This window comes from Streptomyces sp. NPDC054863 (assembly GCF_053610825.1).
In genome coordinates, this window is the sequence record NZ_JBSGZD010000081.1 from 1 (window position 1) to 22243 (window position 22243).

Sequence of the window (22243 nt, forward strand, 5' to 3'; positions counted from 1 at the left end):
CGGGCGGACCGGGGGCGCACTCACCACGAAGGCCGGACCCGGCTCCGGGCTCGGCCATGGGCCGGCTCAGCCGCGCACGGGCTCAGCTGTCGAAGCCCAGGCCCACCTTGTCCATGGCCTTCAGCCACAGGTTGCGCCTGCCGCCGTTGTCGTCGGCGCGGGCCATCGAGCGCTTGGTGATCTCGATGCCCGCCCAGGCGACCGGCTCGGGCGGGAACGGCAGCGGCTTGCTGCGGACCATCTCCAGCTCGGTGCGCTCGGTCTTCTTCCCGTCGAGGAGGTCGAGCATCACCTCGGCGCCGAAGCGGGTCGCGCCCACGCCGAGTCCCGTGTAGCCGGCCGCGTAGGCGACCTTGCCCGCGTGCGCCGTGCCGAAGAAGGCGGAGAAGCGGGTGCAGGTGTCGATCGCACCGCCCCAGGCGTGCGTGAAGCGCAGCCCCGCCAACTGCGGGAAGCAGGTGAAGAAGTGCTCGGCCAGCTTGAGGAAGGTCTCCGGGCGGGAGTCCAGTTCGCCGCTCAGTTTGCCGCCGAAGTGGTAGACCGCGTCGTAGCCGCCCCACAGGATCCGGTTGTCCTCGGAGATCCGGAAGTAGTGGAACTGGTTGGCGCTGTCACCGAGCCCCGCCCGGTTCTTCCAGCCGCCGATCGACGCGAGCTGCTCCTCGTTGAGCGGCTCGGTCATCAGCGCGTAGTCGTAGACCGGGACCGTGAAGTGGCGCATCCGCTTCACCAGCGAAGGAAAGACGTTGGTGCCGAGCGCCACCCGGCGGGCGAAGATCCGGCCGTACGAGGTGCGCACGGCGGTGCCGTTGTCGTCGGAGGCGAGCTGGGTGCCCTTGGTGTTCTCGTAGATGCGGACGCCCAGGTCGAGGCAGGCCCGCTTGAGGCCCCAGGCCAACCTGGCCGGGTTGAGCATGGCCACGCCGCGCTTGTCCCAGAGGCCGCCGAGGAACGTCGGGGAGTCGACCTCGGCGCGCACCGCGTCCGCGTCGAGGAGCTCCATGTGCTCGGCGAGACCGAGCCGCTGGGCCTCCTCGTACATCTCCTGGAGCTCTTCGAGCTGGTGCGGCTCGGTGGCGACGTCGATCTCGCCGGAACGCTCGAAGGCGCAGTCGATGCCGTATTTGGCGACGGCCTCCTCGATGGCGTCGAGGTTGCGCGTCCCGAGCTCTTCGAGCTTGTCGATCTCGCCGGGCCAACGGGCGATGCCGTTGCCCAGGCCGTGGGTGAGGGACGCGGCGCAGAATCCGCCGTTGCGCCCGGAGGCGGCCCAGCCCACCTCGTTGGCCTCGATGAGGACGACGTCCCGCTGCGGGTCGCGCTCCTTGGCGATCAGCGCGGCCCACAGTCCGCTGTACCCGCCGCCGACGACCAGCAGGTCGCAGCGCTCGTCCCCGGTGAGGGACGGCTCGGGGGCGGGCCTGGCCGGGTCGTCCAGCCAGTACGACAGCGGCTTCGCGCCGGAAAGGGATTGTGCGGCACTACGCATGGCGACCGGGGCCATGGTTTCCAACTCCTTCAGGACCCACGGGGTCCTACTTGGGTGATGCGCTGTTCTTGCGGCGGCCGGCGATGAACTGGCCGCCGAGGACCATCAGCACGGCAATGATGAACATAGCTGTACCAATGACGTTGATTTGTACGGGTGTGCCGCGCTGCGCCGAGCCCCAGACGAACATCGGGAAGGTGACGGTCGAGCCCGCGTTGAAGTTCGTGATGATGAAGTCGTCGAACGACAGCGAGAAGGCGAGCAGCGCACCGGCCGCGATGCCGGGGGCGGCGATCGGCAGGGTCACCCGCAGGAAGGTCTGGACGGGCCCCGCGTACAGGTCGCGGGCCGCTTCCTCCAGCCTCGGGTCCATCGACATCACGCGCGCCTTGACGGCCGTGACGACGAAGCTCAGGCAGAACATGATGTGCGCGATGAGCACGGTCCAGAAGCCGAGCGGGGCGCCCATGTTGAGGAAGAGCGTCAGCAGGGACGCGGCCATGACGACCTCGGGCATCGCCATCGGCAGGAAGATCAGCGAGTTGATCGCGCCGCGCGCCCGGAAGCGGTAGCGGACCAGCGCGAAGGCGATCATCGTGCCGAGCACGGTCGCACCGAGCGTCGCCCAGGCGGCGAGCTGGAGCGAGAGCGAGAGCGAGCCGCACAGGTCGGCGACGCCGCACGGGTCCTTCCAGGCGTCCAGGGAGAACTGCTGCCAGGCGTAGTTGAAGCGCCCGTTCGGCTTGTTGAACGAGAACACCATCACGACGATGTTCGGCAGGATCATGTACGCGAGGGTCAGCAGACCCGCGATGACGACGAGATTGCGCCGGAGCCATTTCGTGAAGACGGCCATCAGACGAGGTCCTCCGTCCCGGACTTGCGCATGTAGACGGTGACCATGATCAACACGATCGCCATGAGGATGAAGGACAGCGCGGCGGCCGTCGGATAGTCGAGGACCCGCAGGAACTGCGACTGGATCACCGAGCCGACCATCTTGGTGTCGGTCGAGCCGAGCAGCTCGGCGTTGACGTAGTCGCCGGCCGCCGGGATGAAGGTCAGCAGCGTGCCGGAGACGACACCCGGCATGGACAGCGGGAACGTCACCTTCCGGAAGGTCGTCGCCGGGGTCGCGTACAGGTCCCCCGCCGCCTCGTGCAGCCTGCCGTCGATCCGCTCCAGGGAGGTGTAGAGCGGCAGGATCATGAAGGGCAGGAAGTTGTACGTCAGACCGCAGACCACCGCGAGAGGCGTGGCGAGCAGCCGACTCCCCTCGGTCCAGCCCAGCCAGCTCGTCACGTCCAGGACGTGCAGCGTGTTGAGCACGTCGACGACCGGGCCGCCGTCCGCCAGGATCGTCTTCCAGGCGAGGGTGCGGATCAGGAAGCTGGTGAAGAACGGCGCGATGACCAGCACCAGGACCAGGTTGCGCCAGCGCCCCGCCTTGAAGGCGATGAGGTACGCGAGCGGATAGCCGAGCAGCAGGCACAGGATCGTCGCCGTGCCCGCGTAGAGCAGGGACCTGACGAACTGCGGCCAGTACTCGGTGAAGGCGTCCCAGTACGTCTGGAAGTGCCAGGTGACCTTGAAGCCGGCTTCGAGCGAGCCCTGCTGGACGGAGGTCGACGCCTGGTAGACCAGCGGCAGCGCGAAGAAGACGACGAGCCACAGGATGCCGGGCAGCAGCAGCCAGTACGGGACGAGACGCTTGCGCACCGACGCCTTGTGCACCGGGGGCTCCACCTTGGTGGGAGGTGCTGCGGTGACGGTCACGAGGCGTCCTCCACCGACTGCACGCCCGCGTCGATGGCCTGGTCGGCGTCGAGCCCGAAGCAGTGCTCCGGGTTCCAGTGCAGGACGACCTCGGTGCCGGGGACCAGCCGGGCGTCCCGCTCGATGTTCTGTACGTACACCTCGAAGTCGGCGCAGGCGGGGCTGTCGACGACGAACTGGGTGGAGACGCCGATGAAGCTGGAGGCGACGATGCGGCCGGTGAGGCGGTTGCGGCCGTCGGCAATGGTGCCCGCGTTGTCCGCGTGGGTGATCGACACCTTCTCGGGGCGGACGCCCACGAGGAGCTTGTCGCCGGTGGCGGTCTGCGCCTGACATCGCTTGCCGGGCACCTTGAGCTTGGCGTCGCCGCAGGTCACGGTCATCACGTCGGCGGCGGTCGAGACGATCTGGGCCTCGATGAGGTTGGAGGTGCCGAGGAAGTTGGCGACGAAGGTGGTCTTCGGGTTCTCGTACAGGTCGGCGGGGGCGCCCAGTTGCTCGACCCGGCCGCCGTTCATGACCGCGACCTGGTCGGCCATCGTCATGGCCTCCTCCTGGTCGTGGGTGACGTGCACGAAGGTGATGCCCACCTCGGTCTGGATGCGCTTGAGCTCCAGCTGCATCTGACGGCGCAGCTTGAGGTCCAGGGCACCCAGCGGCTCGTCGAGGAGCAGCACCTGCGGGTGGTTGATCAGGGCGCGGGCGACGGCGACGCGCTGCTGCTGGCCGCCGGAGAGCTGGTGCGGCTTGCGTCCCGCGAACTGCCCGAGCTGGACCAGCTCCAGCATGTCGTCGACCTGCTTCTTCACGGACTTGATGCCGCGGCGGCGCAGCCCGAAGGCGATGTTCTCGGTGATGTCGAGGTGCGGGAAGAGCGCGTAGCTCTGGAAGACGGTGTTCACCGGGCGCTTGTACGGCGGCAGGTGCGTGACGTCGGTGGAGCCGAGGGAGACCGTGCCGGTGGAGGGGTCCTCCAGGCCGGCGATCATCCGCAGCGTCGTCGTCTTGCCGCAGCCGGACGCGCCGAGCAGGGCGAAGAAGGAGCCCTGCGGGACGGTCAGGTCGAGCGGGTGCACGGCGGTGAAGGAGCCGTAGGTCTTGCTGATCCCGGCGAGGCGGACGTCGCCGCCTTCGGTCTTCTGAGTCATGGGTTGCGGTCCCAGGGGGGAGTCGGGGTGCGTCAGGGGTGCGGGGGGCTGTCGCGTACGTGACACTGCGTACGCGGTGACACGTGCGGGCGGCCGGTGGCGCTTCGGCACGTACGTGCTTACGCGCCGATGAGCTTGGCGAACTTCTCCTCGTACGCCTTCTCCTCCGCCTCGCTCAGCGGGCGGAACGGATGCGACCGGGCGGCCATCGCCCTGTCGGGAAGGATCAGCGGGGACGCGGCCAACGCCTTGTCCAGCTTGGCCAGTTCCTCGCGCACGCCGTCGACCGGGCACACGTAGTTGATGTACGCGGCGAGCTGCGCCGCGGGGCCCGGCTCGTAGTAGTAGTCGATCAGCTTCTCGGCGTTGGTCTTGTGCCGCGCCTTCGCCGGGACCAGCAGATTGTCCGAGGAGGAGATGTAACCGGCCTCGGGAATCGCGAACTTCACGGCCGGGTTGTCCGCCTGGAGCTGCACGATGTCACCGGCCCAGGCCACGCAAGCCGCCAGGTCGCCCTTCTCCAGGTCGGCGGTGTAGTCGTTGCCCGTGAAGCGGCGGATCTGCTTGCTGTCGACGCCCTTCTGCAGCCGGGCGATCGCCGCCGAGTAGTCGTCGTCGGTGAATTTCTCCGGGTCCTTGCCGAGGTCGAGCAGCGTCATCCCGATGGTGTCGCGCATCTCGGAGAGGAAGCCGACCTTCCCCTTCAGCTGGGGGTCGTCGAGCAGCTGGGACACCGAGTCGACCTTGCGCCCGCCGGTCGCCTTCTCGTTGTACGCGATGACCGTGGAGATGCCGGTCCAGGGGTACGAGTAGGCGTGGCCCGGGTCCCAGGAGGGGTTGCGGAACTGCGCGGTGAGGTTGGTGTAGGCGTGCGGCAGGTGCGTGGGGTCGAGCTTCTGCACCCAGCCGAGCCGGATCAGCCGGGCGGCCAGCCAGTCGGTGACGCAGATGAGGTCGCGGCCGATGTCCTGGCCGTTGTGCAGCTGCTGCTGGATCTTGCCGAAGAACTCGTTGTTGTCGTTGATGTCCGCCGTGTACCTGACGGATATCCCGGTGCGCTTCGTGAAGGCTTCGAGGGTCGGATAGCCCTTGTCGCCCTCCCCGACGTCCATGTACTCGGTCCAGTTGGAGAAGACGACCTGCTTCTCCCTGGCCGACAGGTCGTCCGAGACCGCCGCCTTCTCGCCCTTGCCGCCCGCGGCCGGAATACCGCAGGCGCTCAGTGCCCCGACACCGCCGAGGGCAAGGGCACCGCCACCGGCGGCGCGCATCAGCGAACGGCGGGTCAGTGCACCCCGGCCGCTCGTGACGCTGCGCCGCATGGCGTTCTCCACGGCGCTCACGGATTCCGTGGAGCCGGCGGAGTGTCTCCCGTACTGGAACTGCTCCATGCGCAATGCCCTTTCGGGTGGGTTGCCGCGGGTCAGGCGGACTCTTTATCGGTCCCCGAAGATCGTGCGGTGCCAGTCCTTGCGGGCCACCGCGGTGTTGTCGAACATGACGTGCTTGACCTGCGTGTACTCCTCGAAGGAATACGCCGACATGTCCTTGCCGAAACCGCTGGCCTTGTATCCCCCGTGCGGCATCTCACTGAGAATCGGAATGTGGTCGTTGACCCACACACAACCCGCCTTGATCTCGCGGGTGGCGCGGTTCGCGCGGAACACGTCGCGGGTCCAGGCCGAGGAGGCCAGGCCGTACGGAGTGTCGTTGGCCAGCGCGATGCCCTCGTCGTCGCTGTCGAAGGGCAGCACGACCAGCACCGGGCCGAAGATCTCGTCCTGGACGACCTCGCTGTCCTGGGCGGCGTCGGCGATCAGGGTCGGGCGGTAGTACGCACCGTCCTTGAGGCCGCCGCCGGGGGCCTCGCCGCCGGTGACGACGCGGGCGTAGCCGCGTGCCCGGTCCACGATCGCGGCGACGCGGTCGCGCTGGGCGAAGCTGATGAGCGGGCCGAGGTCGGTCGACTCGTCGAAGGGATCGCCCAGGCGTACGGACTCCATCAGCTCCGCCACTCCGCTGACGAAGGCGTCGTACAGCGGACGCTGTACGTACGCACGCGTGGCGGCGGTGCAGTCCTGGCCCGTGTTGATGAGCGACCCGGCGACCGCTCCGTTGATCGCAGCTTCCAGGTCCGCGTCGTCGAAGACGAGGAACGGGGCCTTGCCGCCCAGCTCCAGGTGCAGCCGCTTGACCGTCGAGGTGGCGATCTCGGCGACGCGCTTGCCGACCGGGGTGGAGCCGGTGAAGGAGGTCATGGCGACGTCGGGGTGGCCGACGAGGTGCTCGCCCGCGTCCTTGCCCGCGCCGGTGACGATGTTGATGACGCCGTCCGGCAGCCCGGCCTCCTTCGCGGCCTGCGCGAACATGATCGAGGTGAACGGCGTCATCTCGGCCGGCTTCAGCACGATCGTGTTGCCTGCCGCGATCGCCGGCAGGACCTTCCACGCGGCCATCTGGAGCGGGTAGTTCCACGGCGCGATCGACCCGACGACACCGATCGCCTCACGGCGGACGTACGAGGTGTGGTCGCCGTCGTACTCCCCGGCCGACCTGCCCTCCAGATGACGGGCGGCACCCGCGAAGAAGGCGACGTTGTCGACCGTCCCCGGAACGTCGAACTCGCGCGACAGCTTGATCGGCTTGCCGCACTGGAGCGACTCGGCGTGAGCGAAGTCCTCGGCCTGCTCGGCGAGGACGGCCGCGAACCTGTGCATGGCGTCGGAGCGCTCGCCTGGGGTGGCGCCGGACCAGCCGGGGAATGCGGCCTTCGCGGCGGCCACGGCCGCGTCCACGTCGTCTCTTCCGGCCAACTCGTACGTAAGGATCCCCTCGCCCGTGGCGGGGTTCACGACCGTGTGAGTACGACCCGACGTACCGGGACGCAACTGCCCGCCGATGTACTGTGCGCCGCCTTCGAAACGGTCCTGCACCTGGAAGCGGTTGCCCATGACGCTCTCCTCCGCCGCTCACCCCGTCATACGGGGGTCGGCGTAGCTCCAGCTTGATTTGATTGCCGATCCTGACAGAGCGGAAGGCCACCAACAAGTGATTCCGTTGTTGCCTTTTGGTTACGCGACGGATTCGGTCGACCGTGTGTCGAGTCGGCGAGGAAATTCCGTACGGAGTGTCAGTGGCGGATGCCAGACTCGCATGCATGGGGAAGATCGAAGAGCTTGCAGCGCAGGTCAACCGGGGCGAGCGGGTGAAGTTCCTGCACTTCTGGGGTCACCGTCCGCGACCGGACGGCTCGCTGGGGCCGAGCATTTTCAGCCAGTGGTGGCCCTCGCCCTTCACGGTGGACGGGACCGTCTACGCCACGGCCGAGCACTGGATGATGGCCCGCAAGGCGGTCCTCTTCGGCGACGCGGAGGCGGAGCGGGCGGCGCTGACGGCGAAGTCACCGGCCGAGGCCAAGAAGGCGGGGCGCCTGGTCCGCGGCTTCGACTCCGACGTCTGGGACCGCTCCCGCTACGACATCGTCGTCGCGGGCAACATCCACAAGTTCACCCAGCACCCGGACCTGGGCGCGTACCTGCTGGGCACGGGCTCCCGGGTGCTGGTCGAGGCGAGCCCCCTGGACCGCATCTGGGGCATCGGCCTCGCGGCGGACGACCCCCGCGCGTCCTCCCCCGCCCACTGGCGCGGCCAGAACCTCCTGGGCTTCGCCCTCATCCAAACCCGCACCCACCTCACCCACCTCACCCTCTAGCCCCCGAGCCCCCTTGGGCACAGGGGCCGCCCCCCTGGGGCAGTGGGGTCTCCCCTGCTCCTTAAGAGCTTGGGGAAGGGTGGGCAAGGGGGCGGCCCCCACGCGGAGCGCACCCCCTCGCCCCGGCCCACGCTCGCTCCCGCCCCACCGGCACGCCGAACAGGGGCACAGGAGGGCCGAACAGCCCCTACCCGGAGCAAGGGGTTCCGCTGTGCCCACCCGTTCCGCCCCAGCGGAACGATTGCCCACAGCGTGGAAGGGACGGGCGACACACGGCGCCCCCGCAGGAGGATGGCGCGCCCGCCATCTCACCCACAGCAAGCCGCCCCGACCACAGAAACGCCCCGCTACGCCCGACTCACGATCGCCCACACGATGAATCCCACGATCACGGCCCCGATCGCAATGCCGATCGACCCCGTGATGATCCCCGCCAACGCCATTCCGGCGTTGTTCGCCTCTCCCCGTTCCGCCTTCTTCCGGCCCAGGATCCCGAAGATCAGGCCCATCGCGCCGAGGATGATGCTGAGGATCCCGTACATGCAGAACAGGCAGATCGAGAGGATCCCGAGCACCATCGCCGCGATGCCGAAACCGTTCTGCGGCTGTCCCTGTCCGGTCCATCCGGACGGCCCCGAGTAACCGGGGTAGCCGGGGTATCCCCCGCCGTACGGTGCGGATCCGCTCCCCGGCGACGCGGGCGCGGCGGGGTACGCCGACGGGTATCCGTACTCCCCCTGCGGGCCCCCCGGCATCGCCCCCTGCACCGGGTACCCGTACGTGGCAGGAGCGGAGCCCGGCACCGCGTCGGCGGGCCCCGCCGCCGGCATCGACGTCACCGTCGGCTGGTTGTGCACGGGATTCGCGGGCGGCCCGCCCGGCGCACCGGCGCCCGGCTTGTCCAGCGGCACCCGGTTCGCGGAGTCCTCCGGCGGCGCCCACGGGTCCGGCGCCCCGGAAGGCTGCGGAGTGTTGTCTGACATGGGCCCTCCCCCATCGTGGTTCCCCGTCATGCTACGGCGTACCCCACATGGCTCAGCGACCCGCCTACGATGATCCCGAGTCGCTTGCGCGCCACCCGGCGTACCACCCCGCATCAGGAGGATCCGATGTCAGACCTGCGCCCCTTCATCGCGGGCCTGCCCAAGGCAGAGCTGCACGTCCACCACGTCGGATCCGCCTCGCCCCGCATCGTCGCCGAGCTCGCCGCCCGGCACCCGGACTCCAAGGTGCCCACCGATCCGGCCGCGCTCGCCGAGTTCTTCACGTTCACCGACTTCGCGCACTTCGTCGACGTGTACCTGTCCGTCGTGGACGTGATCCGTACGCCCGAGGACGTCCGTCTCCTCACCTTCGAAGTGGCCCGCGACATGGCCCGGCAGAACATCCGGTACGCCGAGCTGACCGTCACCCCCTTCAGCTCGACCCGCCGCGGCATCCCGGCCGAGGCCTTCATGGAGGCCATCGAGGACGCCCGCAAGGCCGCCGAGTCCGAGCTGGGCGTCGTCCTGCGCTGGTGCTTCGACATCCCCGGCGAGGCCGGTCTGGAGTCGGCGGAGGAGACGGTGCGTCTCGCCCTGGAGCACCGTCCGGAGGGCCTGGTGTCGTTCGGGCTCGGCGGTCCGGAGATCGGTGTGCCGCGCCCGCAGTTCAAGCCGTACTTCGACCGGGCGATCGAGGCCGGCCTGCACTCCGTCCCGCACGCCGGTGAGACGACGGGCCCGGAGACCATCTGGTCCGCGCTGACCGACCTGCGGGCCGAGCGCATCGGCCACGGCACCAGTGCCGTCCAGGACCCGAAGCTCCTCGCGCACCTGGCCGAGCACCGGATCCCGCTCGAAGTCTGCCCGACCTCCAACATCGCGACCCGCGCCGTCGCCGACCTCGACGAGCACCCGATCAAGGAGATGGTCGCGGCGGGCTGCCTGGTCACGATCAACAGTGACGACCCGCCGATGTTCGGCACCGACCTCAACAACGAGTACGCGGTCGCCGCCCGCCTCCTCGGCCTGGACGAGCAGGGCCTGGCCGCCCTCGCGAAGAACGCCGTCGAGGCGTCCTTCCTCGACCCGGCGGGCAAGGCCGCGCTGACCGCCGAGATCGACGCCTACACAACGGAGTGGCTCGCCCGCTGAGCCCCACGCAATCGCCTCACCGAGCACCACGGCATCGCCTCACCGAGCAGCACCGCACCGGCTCACCGAGCACCACCGCACCGGCTCACTGAGCGGCGCCCGGCCCCATCACCAAGAATGACCCCATGAGCACCGACAGCCACACCGCCGTCGTCCTCGCCGTGGGTCATCGCGGCGACCCGTACCGCTTCCGCGAGAACACGCTCGCCTCGATCCGCTCCGCGCTGGACCTCGGTGCCGACGCGGTCGAGGTGGACGTGCGGCTGACCCGCGACAAGGTCCCGGTGCTGCTGCACGACGAGACGCTGAAGCGGCTCTGGGGCCACGACCACTGGCTCGTGGACCTCACGAAGGCGGAGGTCGACGAGCTGACCGGGCACGGCGTGCCGACCCTGCGCGAGGCGGTCCTCGCGGTCGGCGCGCACCGTCTGATGATCGACCTCCCCGGCGCGTACGACACGCTGGTGCGCACCGTGGTGGGCGGCGTCCGCGAGGCGGGCGCGGGCGAGCGCACGTACTACTCCGGCGGCCCGAGGGCCATGCTGCGCGTGCGGGCCGCGGACCCGCACGCCGAGATCGCCCTGACCTGGAAGTCCTGCGCCCCGCCGCGTCCCGAGCTCCTGGCGGCGATCGGCCCGCGCTGGCTCAACTACCGCTTCGGCCTCGTCGACCGCGCCCTCACCGACCGCGCCCACCGCGACGGCCTGCTGGTCGGCGCGTGGACCCCGGACACCGCGGTCAGCATGCGGCGCCTGCTCGCCGCCGGCGTGGACGCGATCACCACCAACCGCCTCGACCTCCTCGCGACGACCGCCGCCAAGTACCGGGGTGAGCAGCGGAGTTGATCCTTCCGGCATGATGGCCCTCGCCACCCCCGCACCGGAGGAGAGAGGGAACCTCGGATGCCCGAAGCGATACGCACCGACATCGCCCACAACGCCCGCGTCTGGAACTACTGGCTCGGCGGCAAGGACCACTACCCCGTGGACACGGCGGTGGGCGAGCAGGTCACCTCGTTCTACCCGAGCATCGGTGAAGTGGCCCGCGCCGACCGGCAGTTCCTCGGCCGCGCGGTGTCGTACCTGGCGGGCGAGGCGGGACTGCGCCAGTTCCTGGACATCGGCACCGGGCTCCCCACCGCCGAGAACACCCACCAGGTCGCCCAGCGCATCGCCCCCGACGCCCGGATCGTGTACGTCGACAACGACCCGGTCGTCCTGGCCCACGCCCGCGCCCTGCTGACCGGCACCCCCGAGGGCCGCACCGCGTACGTCGACGCGGATGCCCACGACCCCGGCAAGATCCTCCAGGAGGCGCGCCTGACCCTGGACCTGGACCGCCCGGTGGCGTTGATGCTGCTGGGCATCCTCAACTTCGTGGCGGACACGGCCGAGGCCCGGGAGATCGTACGCACCCTCCTGGACGCCCTCCCGGCCGGCAGCCACCTCGCCCTCACCCACCCGACCCTGGAGCTGGGCGGCGAGGGCAACAAGGCCGCGATGGCGTTCTGGAACGAGCACGCGACACCGCCGATCACCGCCCGCACCGGCGCCGAATTCGCCTCGTTCCTGGACGGGCTGGAGATCCTGGAGCCGGGGATCGTGTCGTGCGCGAGGTGGCGCGGCGAGGGCACGTCGGTGGCGCAGTTCGGTGCGGTGGCGGTCAAGCGGTAGTCGGGACGGCACAGTTGGCCGCGCTCGCACCGAGCGCTACCGCAGCGAGGCGAGCGCCGCCCCCGACATCGCGACCGGCGCCGTCAGCGCCTCCAGCCGCTTGATCTTCCTCCGTACGATCGCCAGCGGGATCACCCCGAACACCCCGAAGGCCATGTCGATCAGCGACCACCCGAAGGGAATCCCCCGGATCGGCCCGCAGATCAGGGCGAGCGGGATGATCCCGGCGCAGGCGATCATCCCGAACTCGACGACCCAGACGTTCCGGACCGGATCGCGGTACGGCCCGTAGAAGGCGACCGCGATCACCAGGTGGGCGAAGGCGAGCCAGTCCGTCCCGTACAGCACGAACGGGTACCTCGCCTCGGTGGCGACGAGCCCCTCCCGGCACCGCTCGACCCACTCCATGAGACCCGGCGCGACCTCGGGAAGCGGGGTCGACTTCAGCACCCCGGTCAGCCAGTTGAGCTCCGTGACGAGCGGGAAGGCGGTCAGCCCGCTCAGCACGAGGCACACGATGAAGAAGATCAACCACACACGGATGCGCCTCTGAAGGGCGGCGGGCTCGTTCATGTCCGCAGCGTATGAGGGCCTTTACGGAGGCTTTACAGGTCCCCCGCATTCATCGCCAGGGGTGTGCGGGGGAGACTGGTGGTTTGGCCACCACGCCGCGCACGCCCCTGCGCGGCCTACAGCCCCACGATGCCGTTCCACGTCTTCGCGAACTCCAGCCGCTCCTCGGCCGTGATGTCCCGTGCGATCGCGAGCCGCTTCCGCACGTCCCCGTCCGGGAAGATCAGCGGGTCCTCGGCCAGTGCGGCGGTCTCCTCGTCCTTCGACGAGGCGATGATGTCGCGGGCGGCCGGCACGGGGCAGACGTAGTTGACCCAGGTGGCGAGCTCGGCGGCGATCTCGGGGTCGTAGTAGTGGTCGATCAGCTTCTCGGCGTTGCGCTTGTGCTTGGCGAGGTTGGGGATCATCAGCGACTCGGCCCAGAGTTCGGCGCCCTCCTCCGGCACCACGAACTCGATGTCCGGGTTGTCCGCCTGGAGCTGGATGACGTCGCCCGAATACGCCTGGCAGGCCAGCACGTCGCCGGAGGCGAGGTCCTTGACGTAGTCGTTGCCGGTGAAGCGGCGGACGTGGTCCGCCTTGACCAGCTTCTCGACGTGGTCGCACATCTTGTGGAAGTCGTCCGCCGTCCAGCGCGTGACGTCCGCGCCGAGGCCCTGCATCAGCAGCGAGAAGCTCTCGTCGAGGCCGGAGAAGAGCGTGACCCTGCCCTTGAGTTCGGGGCGCCACAGGTCCGAGGTGTGCTTGATCTCGCGGCCGAGCTTCTTGCGGTTGTACGCGATGCCGGTGATGCCGGACTGCCAGGGCACGCTGTGCAGCCGGCCCTTGTCGAAGGCGGGACCGCGCAGCTGCGGGTCCAGGTACTTCGCCACGTTCGGCTGCTTGGCGCGGTCCATCTCCTGGACCCAGCCGAGGTGGACGAAGCGGGCGGCCATCCAGTCGCTCATGACGATCAGGTCGCGGCCGGTCTCCTGGTGGTTCATCAGGGCCGGGCTGACCTTGCCGAAGAACTCGTCGTTGTCGTTGATCTCCTCGGTGTACCGGACGGAGATCCCGGTGCGCCTGGTGAACTCGTCCAGCGTGGGCCGCTTGGACCTGTTCTCCTCGTCGGTGTCGATGTAGAGCGGCCAGTTGGCGAACTGGAGGCTCCTGTCCCGGTCGGAGGAGTCCGTGCCGGCCCGCTCCTCCGGCCTGACGTACGCGGCGGGAACGCCGCACCCGGTGAGCGCGGCGAGCGCGCCCGTCGAACCGATTCCGTACCCGATGCCGCGGAGCACCGTACGGCGCGAGAGACGACGCGAAACGCGACCAAGATCACCCATGGTGCTCACCCTGTCCCGAAGCGCGAGGGGCGGGCAATAGACATTGTGCCTACCGCCCGCCCCTCAACCCGGCTCAGCCGTCGAGCGACGTCATGACGTGCTTGATGCGGGTGTAGTCCTCGAAGCCGTAGGCCGAGAGGTCCTTGCCGTAGCCGGACTGCTTGAAGCCGCCGTGCGGCATCTCCGCGACGAGCGGGATGTGGGTGTTGATCCACACACAGCCGAAGTCGAGGTTCTTGGACATGCGCATGGCGCGCGCGTGGTCCTTGGTCCAGACGGACGACGCGAGGGCGAATTCGACGCCGTTCGCCCACTCCAGGGCCTGCGCCTCGTCGGTGAAGGACTGGACGGTGATGACGGGGCCGAAGACCTCGTTCTGGATGATCTCGTCGTCCTGCTTGAGGCCGGAGACGACGGTCGGGGCGTAGAAGTAGCCCTTGTCGCCGACCCGGTGGCCGCCCGCCTCGACCTTGGCGTGGGCGGGCAGCCGGTCGACGAAGCCGGAGACCTGCTTCAGCTGGTTGGCGTTGTTGAGCGGCCCGTAGAGCACGTCCTCGTCGTCCGGCAGGCCGGTCTTCGTGTCGGCGGCCGCCTTGGCGAGCGCCGTCACGAACTCGTCGTGGATGGACTCCTGTACGAGCACACGGGTGGCCGCAGTGCAGTCCTGGCCCGCGTTGAAGAAGCCCGCCATCGAGATGTCCTCGACGGCCTTGGCGAGGTCGGTGTCCTCGAACACGACGACCGGCGCCTTGCCGCCCAGCTCCAGGTGGACCCGCTTGAGGTCCTTGGAGGCGGACTCGGCGACCTGCATGCCGGCCCGTACGGAACCGGTGATGGAGGCCATCGCGGGGGTCTTGTGCTCGACCATCGCACGGCCGGTGTCGCGGTCGCCGCAGACGACGTTGAAGACGCCCTCGGGGACGATGCCACCGATGATCTCGGCGATCAGGACCGTCGACGCGGGGGTGGTGTCGGACGGCTTGAGGACGACGGTGTTGCCCGCGGCGAGCGCCGGGGCGAACTTCCACACCGCCATCATCATCGGGTAGTTCCACGGCGCGACCTGCGCGCAGACGCCGACCGGCTCGCGGCGGACGATGGAGGTCAGACCCTCCATGTACTCGCCCGCGCTGCGCCCTTCGAGCAGTCGTGCCGCACCCGCGAAGAAGCGGATCTGGTCGACCATGGGCGGGATTTCCTCGGTGCGGGTCAGGCCCAGCGGCTTGCCGCAGTTCTCCGACTCGGCGGCGATCAGCTCCTCCGCGCGCTCCTCGAAGGCGTCCGCGATCTTCAGCAGCGCCCGCTGGCGGTCGGCGGGCGTCAGGTCGCGCCAGGCGGGGAACGCCTGGGCGGCGGCGGCCATCGCGGCGTCGACGTCCTCCTGGCCGGAGAGCGGCGCGGTCGCGTACGCCTCGCCCGTCACCGGATTGATGACCTCGGTGGTCCGCCCGTCGGCGGCGTCCCGGAACTCCCCGGCGATGTAATTGCGCAGACGGCGCAGCTCGGTGGTCACGGCCACTCTCCCTATGTCTGTCCGGTGGGTGAGACACCCACATTAGTCAGTGGAGCGACGCTTTCGACATACCTCCCTGTCGACAACTTCGGATTCAGTTAAATCAAGACCCTCGGACAACGAATTTCATCGGTCTGCTCTTGCGGGACGGGCGATACGTGATGCACAGTGAGTCCGTGGTCAGTCGTAGCGCAGAACCCAGGCCCGGCAGCGGCAGCTCCCCGGCGATCGATGCCGTCTCTCTGGCGATCATCGAACAGCTCCAGGAGGACGGCCGCCGTCCGTACGCCGCCATCGGCAAGGCGGTCGGTCTCTCCGAGGCCGCCGTACGCCAGCGCGTACAGAAACTGCTCGACCAGGGCGTCATGCAGATCGTCGCCGTCACGGACCCGCTCACCGTGGGATTCCGCCGGCAGGCGATGGTCGGCATCAACGTGGAGGGCGACCTCGATCCGGTCGCGGACGCACTCACCGAGATGGCGGAGGTCGAGTACGTCGTGGTCACGGCGGGCTCCTTCGACCTGCTCGCGGAGATCGTGTGCGAGGACGACGACCACCTCCTGGAGATGATCAACCGACGCATCCGGACCCTCCCCGGAGTGCGCTCCACCGAGAGCTTCGTCTACCTCAAGCTCAAGAAGCAGACCTACATGTGGGGAACCCGATAGCCGTGAGTGCCAACAGCAACCCTGCCGCCGGCAAGGACCTCTCGAAGACCGCGTACGACCACCTGTGGATGCACTTCACCCGCATGTCGTCGTACGAGAACGCCCCCGTGCCGACCATCGTGCGCGGCGAGGGAACGCACATCTTCGACGACAAGGGCAAGCGCTACCTCGACGGCCTCTCCGGCCTGTTCGTGGTGAACGCCGGTCACGGCCGCCACGAGCTCGCCGAGGCCGCGTACAAGCAGGCCCAGGAACTGGCCTTCTTCCCGATCTGGTCGTACGCCCACCCGAAGGCCGTCGAGCTGGCCGAGCGGCTCGCACACCACGCGCCGGGCGACCTGAACAAGGTCTTCTTCACGACGGGCGGCGGCGAGGCGGTCGAGACCGCGTGGAAGCTCGCCAAGCAGTACTGGAAGCTGCGCGGCCACCACACCAAGTACAAGGTCATCTCGCGTGCGGTCGCCTACCACGGCACCCCGCAGGGCGCCCTTTCCATCACCGGTCTGCCCGCGCTCAAGGCACCCTTCGAGCCGCTCGTACCGGGCGCGCACAAGGTGCCGAACACCAACATCTACCGCGCCCCGATCCACGGCGACGACCCGGAGGCCTTCGGCCGCTGGGCCGCCGACCAGATCGAGCAGGAGATCCAGTTCGAGGGCCCGGACACCGTCGCCGCGGTCTTCCTGGAGCCGGTGCAGAACGCCGGCGGCTGCTTCCCGCCGCCGCCCGGGTACTTCCAGCGGGTCCGCGAGATCTGCGACAAGTACGACGTGCTGCTCGTCTCGGACGAGGTCATCTGCGCCTTCGGCCGCCTCGGCACGATGTTCGCGTGCGACAAGTTCGACTACGTACCGGACATGATCACCTGCGCCAAGGGCATGACCTCGGGCTACTCCCCGATCGGCGCCTGCATCATCTCGGACAAGCTCGCCGAGCCGTTCTACGAGGGCGACAACACCTTCCTGCACGGCTACACCTTCGGCGGCCACCCGGTCTCCGCGGCGGTCGGCCTCGCCAACCTCGACATCTTCGAGCGCGAGGGCCTCAACCAGCACGTCCTGGACAACGAGGGCGCCTTCTTCAACACCCTGAAGAAGCTGCACGACCTGCCGATCGTGGGCGACGTCCGCGGCAACGGCTTCTTCTACGGCATCGAGCTGGTGAAGGACAAGGTCACCAAGGAGACCTTCACCGACGAGGAGACCGAGCGCGTCCTGTACGGCTTCCTCTCCAAGGCGCTGTACGAGAACGGCCTGTACTGCCGGGCCGACGACCGCGGCGACCCGGTCGTGCAGCTGGCCCCGCCGCTGATCTCCACGCAGGAGACCTTCGACGAGATCGAGTCCATCCTGCGGGCGGTCCTCACGGAGGCCTGGACCAAGCTCTGATCCTTCGCACCACCCGCTGATCCCCGGCCACGGCCCGGATGCGTCCGTTCGAGTGAGAACGTCCGCCTCCGGGCCGTACGTCTGCCGTGCCGACGCGCCCCCCGCACGGCGAATCCTTACGGTGCCCAGTGACGAAACGGCTCTGTCTTTCGTTCCCCCGCAAGGGGGACGGAAAGTCCGATCTGCACACCCATCTGGAAAACCGTGAACCGAGGTGTACGCCATGGTGGTCCCGACGGACAACGCCCCGCCGGACAACGACGTCCTCTGGGCCCGCTCCCTGCACCACACCCACGGCGGGTCCCCCGCGCTCACCGGCGTCTCGCTCGGTGTCCGTGAGGGCGAGATCCTCGCCGTGACCGGTCCGCGCGGCAGCGGCAAGACGACCCTCCTCGGCTGCCTCTCGGGCCAGCTGGTCCCGGACGACGGCGAGGTCTGGTTCAACAGCGTCCCCGTACACACCATGGGCGCACTGTCCCGGGAGCGGCTGCGCCGGGACCGGTTCGCCTGGATCGCCCCCGAGCCCGGCCTCGTACCGGAACTCACCGCCTGGGAGAACGCGGCGCTCCCCCTGCTGCTGCGCGGCGAGGGGCACCGCGCGGCGAAGTCGACGGCCATGGAGTGGCTGGAGCGGCTCGACATCGGCGCCGCCGCCCGCAAGCGCCCGGCCGCGCTCCTGCAGTCGCAGCGCCAGCGCATCGCGATCGCCCGCGCCCTCGCCACCACCCCCACCGTCCTGTTCGCCGACGAGCCGACGGCGCCGCTGCACCGCACGGACAGCGCGCAGGTGCTGCGCACGCTCACCACGGCGGCCCGTTCGCACGACATCACCGTCGTCCTCGCCACGCACGACGCGGACGTCGCCACGCTCGCCGACCGCACGGTGGCCCTCCTCGACGGCCGCCGCGTCGCCCCCGGGCAGGTCACGGAAGGCCGGGCGGCGTGCTCGCTCTCCGTCTAGTCCGCGGCAGCCACCCGCTGGTGCTGCTGCGCCGGCTGCTGGTCGCGGCGGCATCGGCCGGAGTCGGCTTCCTGCTGCTCTGCACCCTGGGCTACGCCCTCGGGCACCCTGCCGCGTCCGCCCCCTCCGTGCTCCGGCTCCTGTGGTGTCTGGTCCCACTCGCCGCGACCGTGCAGTTCGCGGTCGCCGTGGCGCGTACGGACCCCAGCACCCGGCCGCGCCCCGGCCTGTCCGCGGTGGGCCTGGGCCCGGCCGGGCTGGCCGCGACGGCGGCGGCCTCGACGGCCCTCTCCTGCACCCTCGGCTCCATGCTGGCCCTGCTCTTCTTCCTGCACCTGCGCGGCGACCTGACCGGGCTCCCGTTCGACGGCGCGGCCACCGAACTCCTGGCCGCCGACCGCCCGTTGCCCCTGCCCGCCGTCCTGATCCTGCTCACCGTGGTGCCGCTCACCGCCGCGGCGGCGAGCGCGGTGACCCTGCGCCCGCGCACCGGCACCAGGGTCCGTCCCGGCGGCACCCCGCCCACGGGCAGCACCACCCGGCCCCTCCCGCCGGGCACCTCGGCCTCTCCTCTCCCCTCGGCCCCTCCCACCGGCCTCCCCTGGGGCGTCGCCCTGACCGCCGTCGGCCTCGCCGTGGAGACGTACGCGAGCCGGGGCGGCGGCGGCACGGAGCTCCCCCTGCCCGGTCACCCGGACATCGCCCCTGCGGGCGTCCTCGCGGGCTGGTCGCTGACCGCGCTGGGCCTGGCGCTCGCGGGCCCCGGGCTGGTCCACCTCTGCGGCCTCCTCCTCCAGGCCGTACGCCCGGGGGCGGTCCGCCTCCTCGCGGGCCGCGCGCTCCAGGGCGAGGCCCACCGCATCGGCCGCCCGCTCGGCGTGGTCTGCGCGACGGCCTCCGGCCTGATCGCGGCAGCCGGCCTGTACGCCCCCGCCGACACCGGCCCCGCGTCCTCCTTGGGCCCGCTCACCGGCCTGGGCGCCACCCTGGTCCTGGCCTGCACCACCGCGACGCTCCTCACCGTCGCCCTGGAGACGAGGCAGGCCCGCGCCGAGACCACCCGGGCACTTCTGCGCCAGGGCGCCGCCGCCAAAACCCTCCGCGCAGCCGCCGCCACCCGGGCCCTGGCCCTCCTCGCGCTCTTCGCCCCCCTGACCTGGGCGGTGGCCACCCTGGCCGCGGCCCCGCTCACCGCCTGACCCGTCCCACACCCCCGCCGCCACCCCCGGACGGGCCCTGCGCACCCCGCCGCCTACGATGGCCCCGTGCCTCAACACCCGGACCACGACCACGAGATCGAGACCCTGGCCGAGTTCGACCGGGCGGTCTCCGGCGGCCCCCTCACCGGCTACCGTCTCCAGTCCCTCGACCTGACGGACCGTACGGAAGCCCTGCTGGCCACCGACGCGTCCGATGCGGTCTTCCTCGGCTGTCCGATGGCGGACGAGGCCACGGCCAAGGTCAGGGCGGACGGCGCGCTCGTCTTCCCCCCGGTCCCGGGGCTGCCCTTCGACCCGTACCGGGGCCTGCTCTACACCCCGGACTCCCTCTTCGAAGGACTTGCGGACGGCGGGTACGAGACGACTCCCGACGCACACGCCTACACCTGGTTCCAGCGCACCAAGTCCGACGGCGACATATTCGCCTCGATGCTGCGCTCGATCCACGACGACGCGATCTCCGACGCCCTCGACGAACACCTCACCGGCGCACCGGTCGTGGGCGTCATGGGCGGCCACGCCATGGCCCGTGGCACCGACGCCTACGCGGGCGCGGCCCGCCTCGGCCGCACGCTCGCCCGCGAGGGCCTGACGGTCGCCACCGGCGGCGGCCCCGGCGCGATGGAGGCCGCGAACCTCGGCGCCTACGCGGCCCCGCACCCGGACCCCATGCTGGACGAGGCCCTCGGACTCCTCGGCAGGGCCCCCTCCTTCGCCCCGTCCATCACGGACTGGGCCGCGGCGGCCTTCGCCGTACGGTCGCGGTGGCCGGCCGGCGGCGACTCGGTGGGCATCCCCACCTGGTTCTACGGCCACGAGCCGCCGAACGCCTTCGCCGCGCACATCGCCAAGTACTTCGCCAACGCCACCCGCGAGGACGGCCTGCTGGCCCGCTGCACCGCCGGCGTCGTCTTCCTCCCGGGCGCGGCCGGCACGGTCCAGGAGATCTTCGACAACGCGACCCCGAACTACTACGAGTCGCGCGGCGAGCCCACCCCCATGGTCCTGGTGGACCGCGCCCACTGGACCGAACGCCTCCCGGCCTGGCCCCTGCTCCAGTCCCTCGCCAGGGACCGCGCGATGGAACTCCGCATCGCCCTGGTCGACTCGGTCGCCGAAGCCCCGGCGGCGCTGGCCCGGCTCCGGGCGGCGGCGAAGCCGGCAGAAAACGGTTAGCCCCCGCTCACCGGCGCGGACATAGTGGCGCACATGAGTTCTCTCGTACGCCACGTGACCATTGACTGTGCCGACGCCTACCGGCTCGCGAGCTTCTGGGCCCAGGTCGTCGGCGTCCCGGTGACCGACGACGATGCACCCGGAGACCCCGAGGCCCTGGTCCCCGTACCGGGCGCCGGGCTTCTCTTCGTCCAGGTCCCCGAACCGAAGACGATCAAGAACCGCGTCCACCTCGACCTCCAGCCCCAGGACCGCACCCGTGACGAGGAGGTGGAGCGGATCCTGGCGCTCGGGGCCACCCTGGTGGCCGACCACCGCAGCCCCGACGGCCCCGGCTGGGCCCTCCTCGCGGACCCCGAGGGCAACGAGTTCTGCGTGGAGCGCAGCGCCGCCGAGCGCACCGGCTGATCCCCCCGGCACAATCCGTGGCACCTCTGAGCGCGTCAGAAGCAACGTTCACGGCGATTCTCACGTCTGGTACTCGGAGAACGACGAACAACCCCTGAACGGAGCTTTTGGTGCTCATCGGCCTCATCACCGCCGTCTTGGCGTCGGTCTGCTACGGCACGGGCTCGGTCCTGCAAGCCGTCGGATCACGGAAGTCCGCCCGCCGGGAGGCAGCGGCGGCTTCCACCTCCGGTGTCACCCAGCACGGCGGCCCCAGCCTGTCTTCCACCGCCAAGGCCGCGATGACCTGGGAATTCATCGTCGGTACCATCCTCGACTTCGCCGGCTTCGCGCTCGGCGCGCTGGCCGCGCGCATGCTCCCCCTCTTCCTGTCCCAGACCGTGATCAGCGCCAACCTGGTGGTCACGGCGGTGCTCAGCGTCAAGATGCTGGACATCAAGCTGACCCGCAAGGAGTGGACGTCGATCGCGGTCGTCTGCGGTTCGCTGGTGCTGCTGGCGACGGCGGCGGGCCACGAGGGCGGCAACCACGCCGAGATGGCGACCCACTGGTGGCTGCTGGCGATCTCGGTGGCGCTGATGGTCGGCGGGACCGTGGCCGTGCGTCTGATGGGCGCGGGCGCGGCGATCCTCGCCGGTCTCCTCTCGGGCCTCGGCTTCGGCGCGCTCGGCGTCGGCGTACGCATCCTGAACGGCGTGGACCCCTACGACCTGGGGACGCTCCTCACCGACCCGGCCCTGTACGCCGTCCTGGTCGCCGGCATCGGCGGCATGTACCTGCACACGGTGGCCCTGCAGATCGGCTCGGTCAACGGCGCCACCGCCGCCCTGGTGGTCGGTGAGACCGTGCTGCCGGGACTCATCGGCGTGGTCTGGCTGGGCGACGCCTCGCGCCCCGGTTTCGGCTGGGTCGCGGTGACCGGCTTCGTCCTGGCCGTGGCGGGCGCGGTCGCCGTCGCCTGGTACGGCAAGCACGGGGGCGATGCGGAAGCGGATGCCGCGGAGCCACTGCGCCTGGTGGACAGTCCGCGGTAGCCGGCCCGGACGCCACGGGCCCGCGAGTGCGCCGAGCAGCACCAGCG

The 22243-nt window shown here is 70.1% G+C and carries 21 protein-coding genes; 11 read left to right on the forward strand and 10 right to left on the reverse strand.

Annotated elements, in window-relative coordinates:
* Positions 1–82: 82 nt before the first annotated feature.
* The 6 genes from ACWGIG_RS17015 to ACWGIG_RS17040 all read right to left on the reverse strand — a co-directional run bounded on the left by ACWGIG_RS17015 (position 83) and on the right by ACWGIG_RS17040 (position 7364).
* Complete coding sequence (locus ACWGIG_RS17015; RefSeq protein WP_453322397.1) at positions 83–1504, reverse strand: NAD(P)/FAD-dependent oxidoreductase; 1422 nt, start codon at positions 1502–1504, stop codon at positions 83–85.
* Between the two features lie 31 nt (positions 1505–1535).
* Positions 1536–2345, reverse strand: coding sequence for an ABC transporter permease (locus ACWGIG_RS17020; protein ID WP_453322398.1), 810 nt, complete (start codon positions 2343–2345; stop codon positions 1536–1538).
* Positions 2345–3265, reverse strand: a complete 921-nt coding sequence (locus ACWGIG_RS17025; RefSeq protein WP_453322399.1) for an ABC transporter permease — start codon at positions 3263–3265, stop codon at positions 2345–2347. The genes ACWGIG_RS17020 and ACWGIG_RS17025 overlap by 1 nt, the downstream gene beginning before the upstream one ends.
* On the reverse strand, positions 3262–4413 hold the full coding sequence (locus tag ACWGIG_RS17030; protein WP_453322400.1) for an ABC transporter ATP-binding protein: 1152 nt from the start codon (positions 4411–4413) through the stop codon (positions 3262–3264). Before ACWGIG_RS17030 ends, ACWGIG_RS17025 begins: the two co-directional genes overlap by 4 nt.
* A gap of 119 nt (positions 4414–4532) precedes the next feature.
* Positions 4533–5735 carry an ABC transporter substrate-binding protein gene (locus ACWGIG_RS17035; RefSeq protein ID WP_453322420.1) on the reverse strand — a complete coding sequence of 401 codons (1203 nt, stop codon included), beginning with the start codon at positions 5733–5735 and terminating at the stop codon, positions 4533–4535.
* A 114-nt stretch (positions 5736–5849) separates the two neighbouring features.
* Positions 5850–7364, reverse strand: a complete 1515-nt coding sequence (locus tag ACWGIG_RS17040) for a gamma-aminobutyraldehyde dehydrogenase (RefSeq protein ID WP_453322401.1) — start codon at positions 7362–7364, stop codon at positions 5850–5852.
* Positions 7365–7570: 206 nt separating this feature from the next.
* Between ACWGIG_RS17040 and ACWGIG_RS17045 the strand changes: the two genes are divergently transcribed.
* The gene (locus ACWGIG_RS17045) at positions 7571–8125 is read left to right on the forward strand and encodes an NADAR family protein (RefSeq protein ID WP_453322402.1); all 555 of its coding nucleotides are present in this window, start codon (positions 7571–7573) and stop codon (positions 8123–8125) included.
* 347 nt (positions 8126–8472) lie between these two features.
* On the opposite strand, the gene ACWGIG_RS17050 is transcribed toward ACWGIG_RS17045, so the two are convergent.
* A complete protein-coding gene (locus tag ACWGIG_RS17050; RefSeq protein ID WP_453322403.1) occupies positions 8473–9108 on the reverse strand; it encodes a DUF4190 domain-containing protein in 636 nt (211 codons plus the stop codon).
* A 126-nt stretch (positions 9109–9234) separates the two neighbouring features.
* On the opposite strand from ACWGIG_RS17050, the gene ACWGIG_RS17055 reads away from it, so the two are divergent.
* The 3 genes from ACWGIG_RS17055 (at position 9235) to ACWGIG_RS17065 (ending at position 11933) form a co-directional block, all read left to right on the forward strand.
* The gene (locus ACWGIG_RS17055; RefSeq protein WP_453322404.1) at positions 9235–10260 is read left to right on the forward strand and encodes an adenosine deaminase; all 1026 of its coding nucleotides are present in this window, start codon (positions 9235–9237) and stop codon (positions 10258–10260) included.
* A gap of 125 nt (positions 10261–10385) precedes the next feature.
* Complete coding sequence (locus ACWGIG_RS17060) at positions 10386–11105, forward strand: glycerophosphodiester phosphodiesterase (RefSeq protein ID WP_453322405.1); 720 nt, start codon at positions 10386–10388, stop codon at positions 11103–11105.
* 57 nt (positions 11106–11162) lie between these two features.
* Positions 11163–11933: an SAM-dependent methyltransferase gene (locus tag ACWGIG_RS17065; RefSeq protein WP_453322406.1), complete on the forward strand. Its 771-nt coding sequence runs from the start codon at positions 11163–11165 to the stop codon at positions 11931–11933.
* Between the two features lie 36 nt (positions 11934–11969).
* Here the strand turns inward: ACWGIG_RS17065 and ACWGIG_RS17070 are convergent, their stop codons facing one another.
* From ACWGIG_RS17070 to ACWGIG_RS17080, 3 genes are all read right to left on the reverse strand, one after another.
* Positions 11970–12506, reverse strand: a complete 537-nt coding sequence (locus tag ACWGIG_RS17070) for a hypothetical protein (protein ID WP_453322407.1) — start codon at positions 12504–12506, stop codon at positions 11970–11972.
* A 116-nt stretch (positions 12507–12622) separates the two neighbouring features.
* A complete protein-coding gene (locus tag ACWGIG_RS17075; protein WP_453322408.1) occupies positions 12623–13828 on the reverse strand; it encodes a polyamine ABC transporter substrate-binding protein in 1206 nt (401 codons plus the stop codon).
* A gap of 73 nt (positions 13829–13901) precedes the next feature.
* Entirely contained in the window at positions 13902–15341 is a 1440-nt protein-coding gene (locus tag ACWGIG_RS17080; protein WP_453322409.1) for a gamma-aminobutyraldehyde dehydrogenase, read from the reverse strand.
* 161 nt (positions 15342–15502) lie between these two features.
* On the opposite strand from ACWGIG_RS17080, the gene ACWGIG_RS17085 reads away from it, so the two are divergent.
* The 7 genes from ACWGIG_RS17085 (at position 15503) to ACWGIG_RS17115 (ending at position 22196) form a co-directional block, all read left to right on the forward strand.
* Positions 15503–16009 (forward strand): Lrp/AsnC family transcriptional regulator, encoded by a 507-nt coding sequence (locus ACWGIG_RS17085; protein WP_453322410.1) that lies wholly within the window; start codon positions 15503–15505, stop codon positions 16007–16009.
* Complete coding sequence (locus tag ACWGIG_RS17090; RefSeq protein WP_453322411.1) at positions 15994–17397, forward strand: aspartate aminotransferase family protein; 1404 nt, start codon at positions 15994–15996, stop codon at positions 17395–17397. The genes ACWGIG_RS17085 and ACWGIG_RS17090 overlap by 16 nt, the downstream gene beginning before the upstream one ends.
* Before the next feature lie 223 nt (positions 17398–17620).
* Complete coding sequence (locus tag ACWGIG_RS17095; protein WP_453322412.1) at positions 17621–18358, forward strand: ABC transporter ATP-binding protein; 738 nt, start codon at positions 17621–17623, stop codon at positions 18356–18358.
* On the forward strand, positions 18340–19557 hold the full coding sequence (locus ACWGIG_RS17100; RefSeq protein WP_453322413.1) for a hypothetical protein: 1218 nt from the start codon (positions 18340–18342) through the stop codon (positions 19555–19557). The genes ACWGIG_RS17095 and ACWGIG_RS17100 overlap by 19 nt, the downstream gene beginning before the upstream one ends.
* Positions 19558–19623: 66 nt before the next feature.
* Positions 19624–20754, forward strand: coding sequence for an LOG family protein (locus tag ACWGIG_RS17105; RefSeq protein ID WP_453322414.1), 1131 nt, complete (start codon positions 19624–19626; stop codon positions 20752–20754).
* Between the two features lie 33 nt (positions 20755–20787).
* Positions 20788–21162, forward strand: a complete 375-nt coding sequence (locus tag ACWGIG_RS17110) for a VOC family protein (protein WP_453322415.1) — start codon at positions 20788–20790, stop codon at positions 21160–21162.
* 110 nt (positions 21163–21272) lie between these two features.
* On the forward strand, positions 21273–22196 hold the full coding sequence (locus ACWGIG_RS17115; RefSeq protein WP_453322416.1) for a hypothetical protein: 924 nt from the start codon (positions 21273–21275) through the stop codon (positions 22194–22196).
* Positions 22197–22243 lie beyond the last annotated feature (47 nt).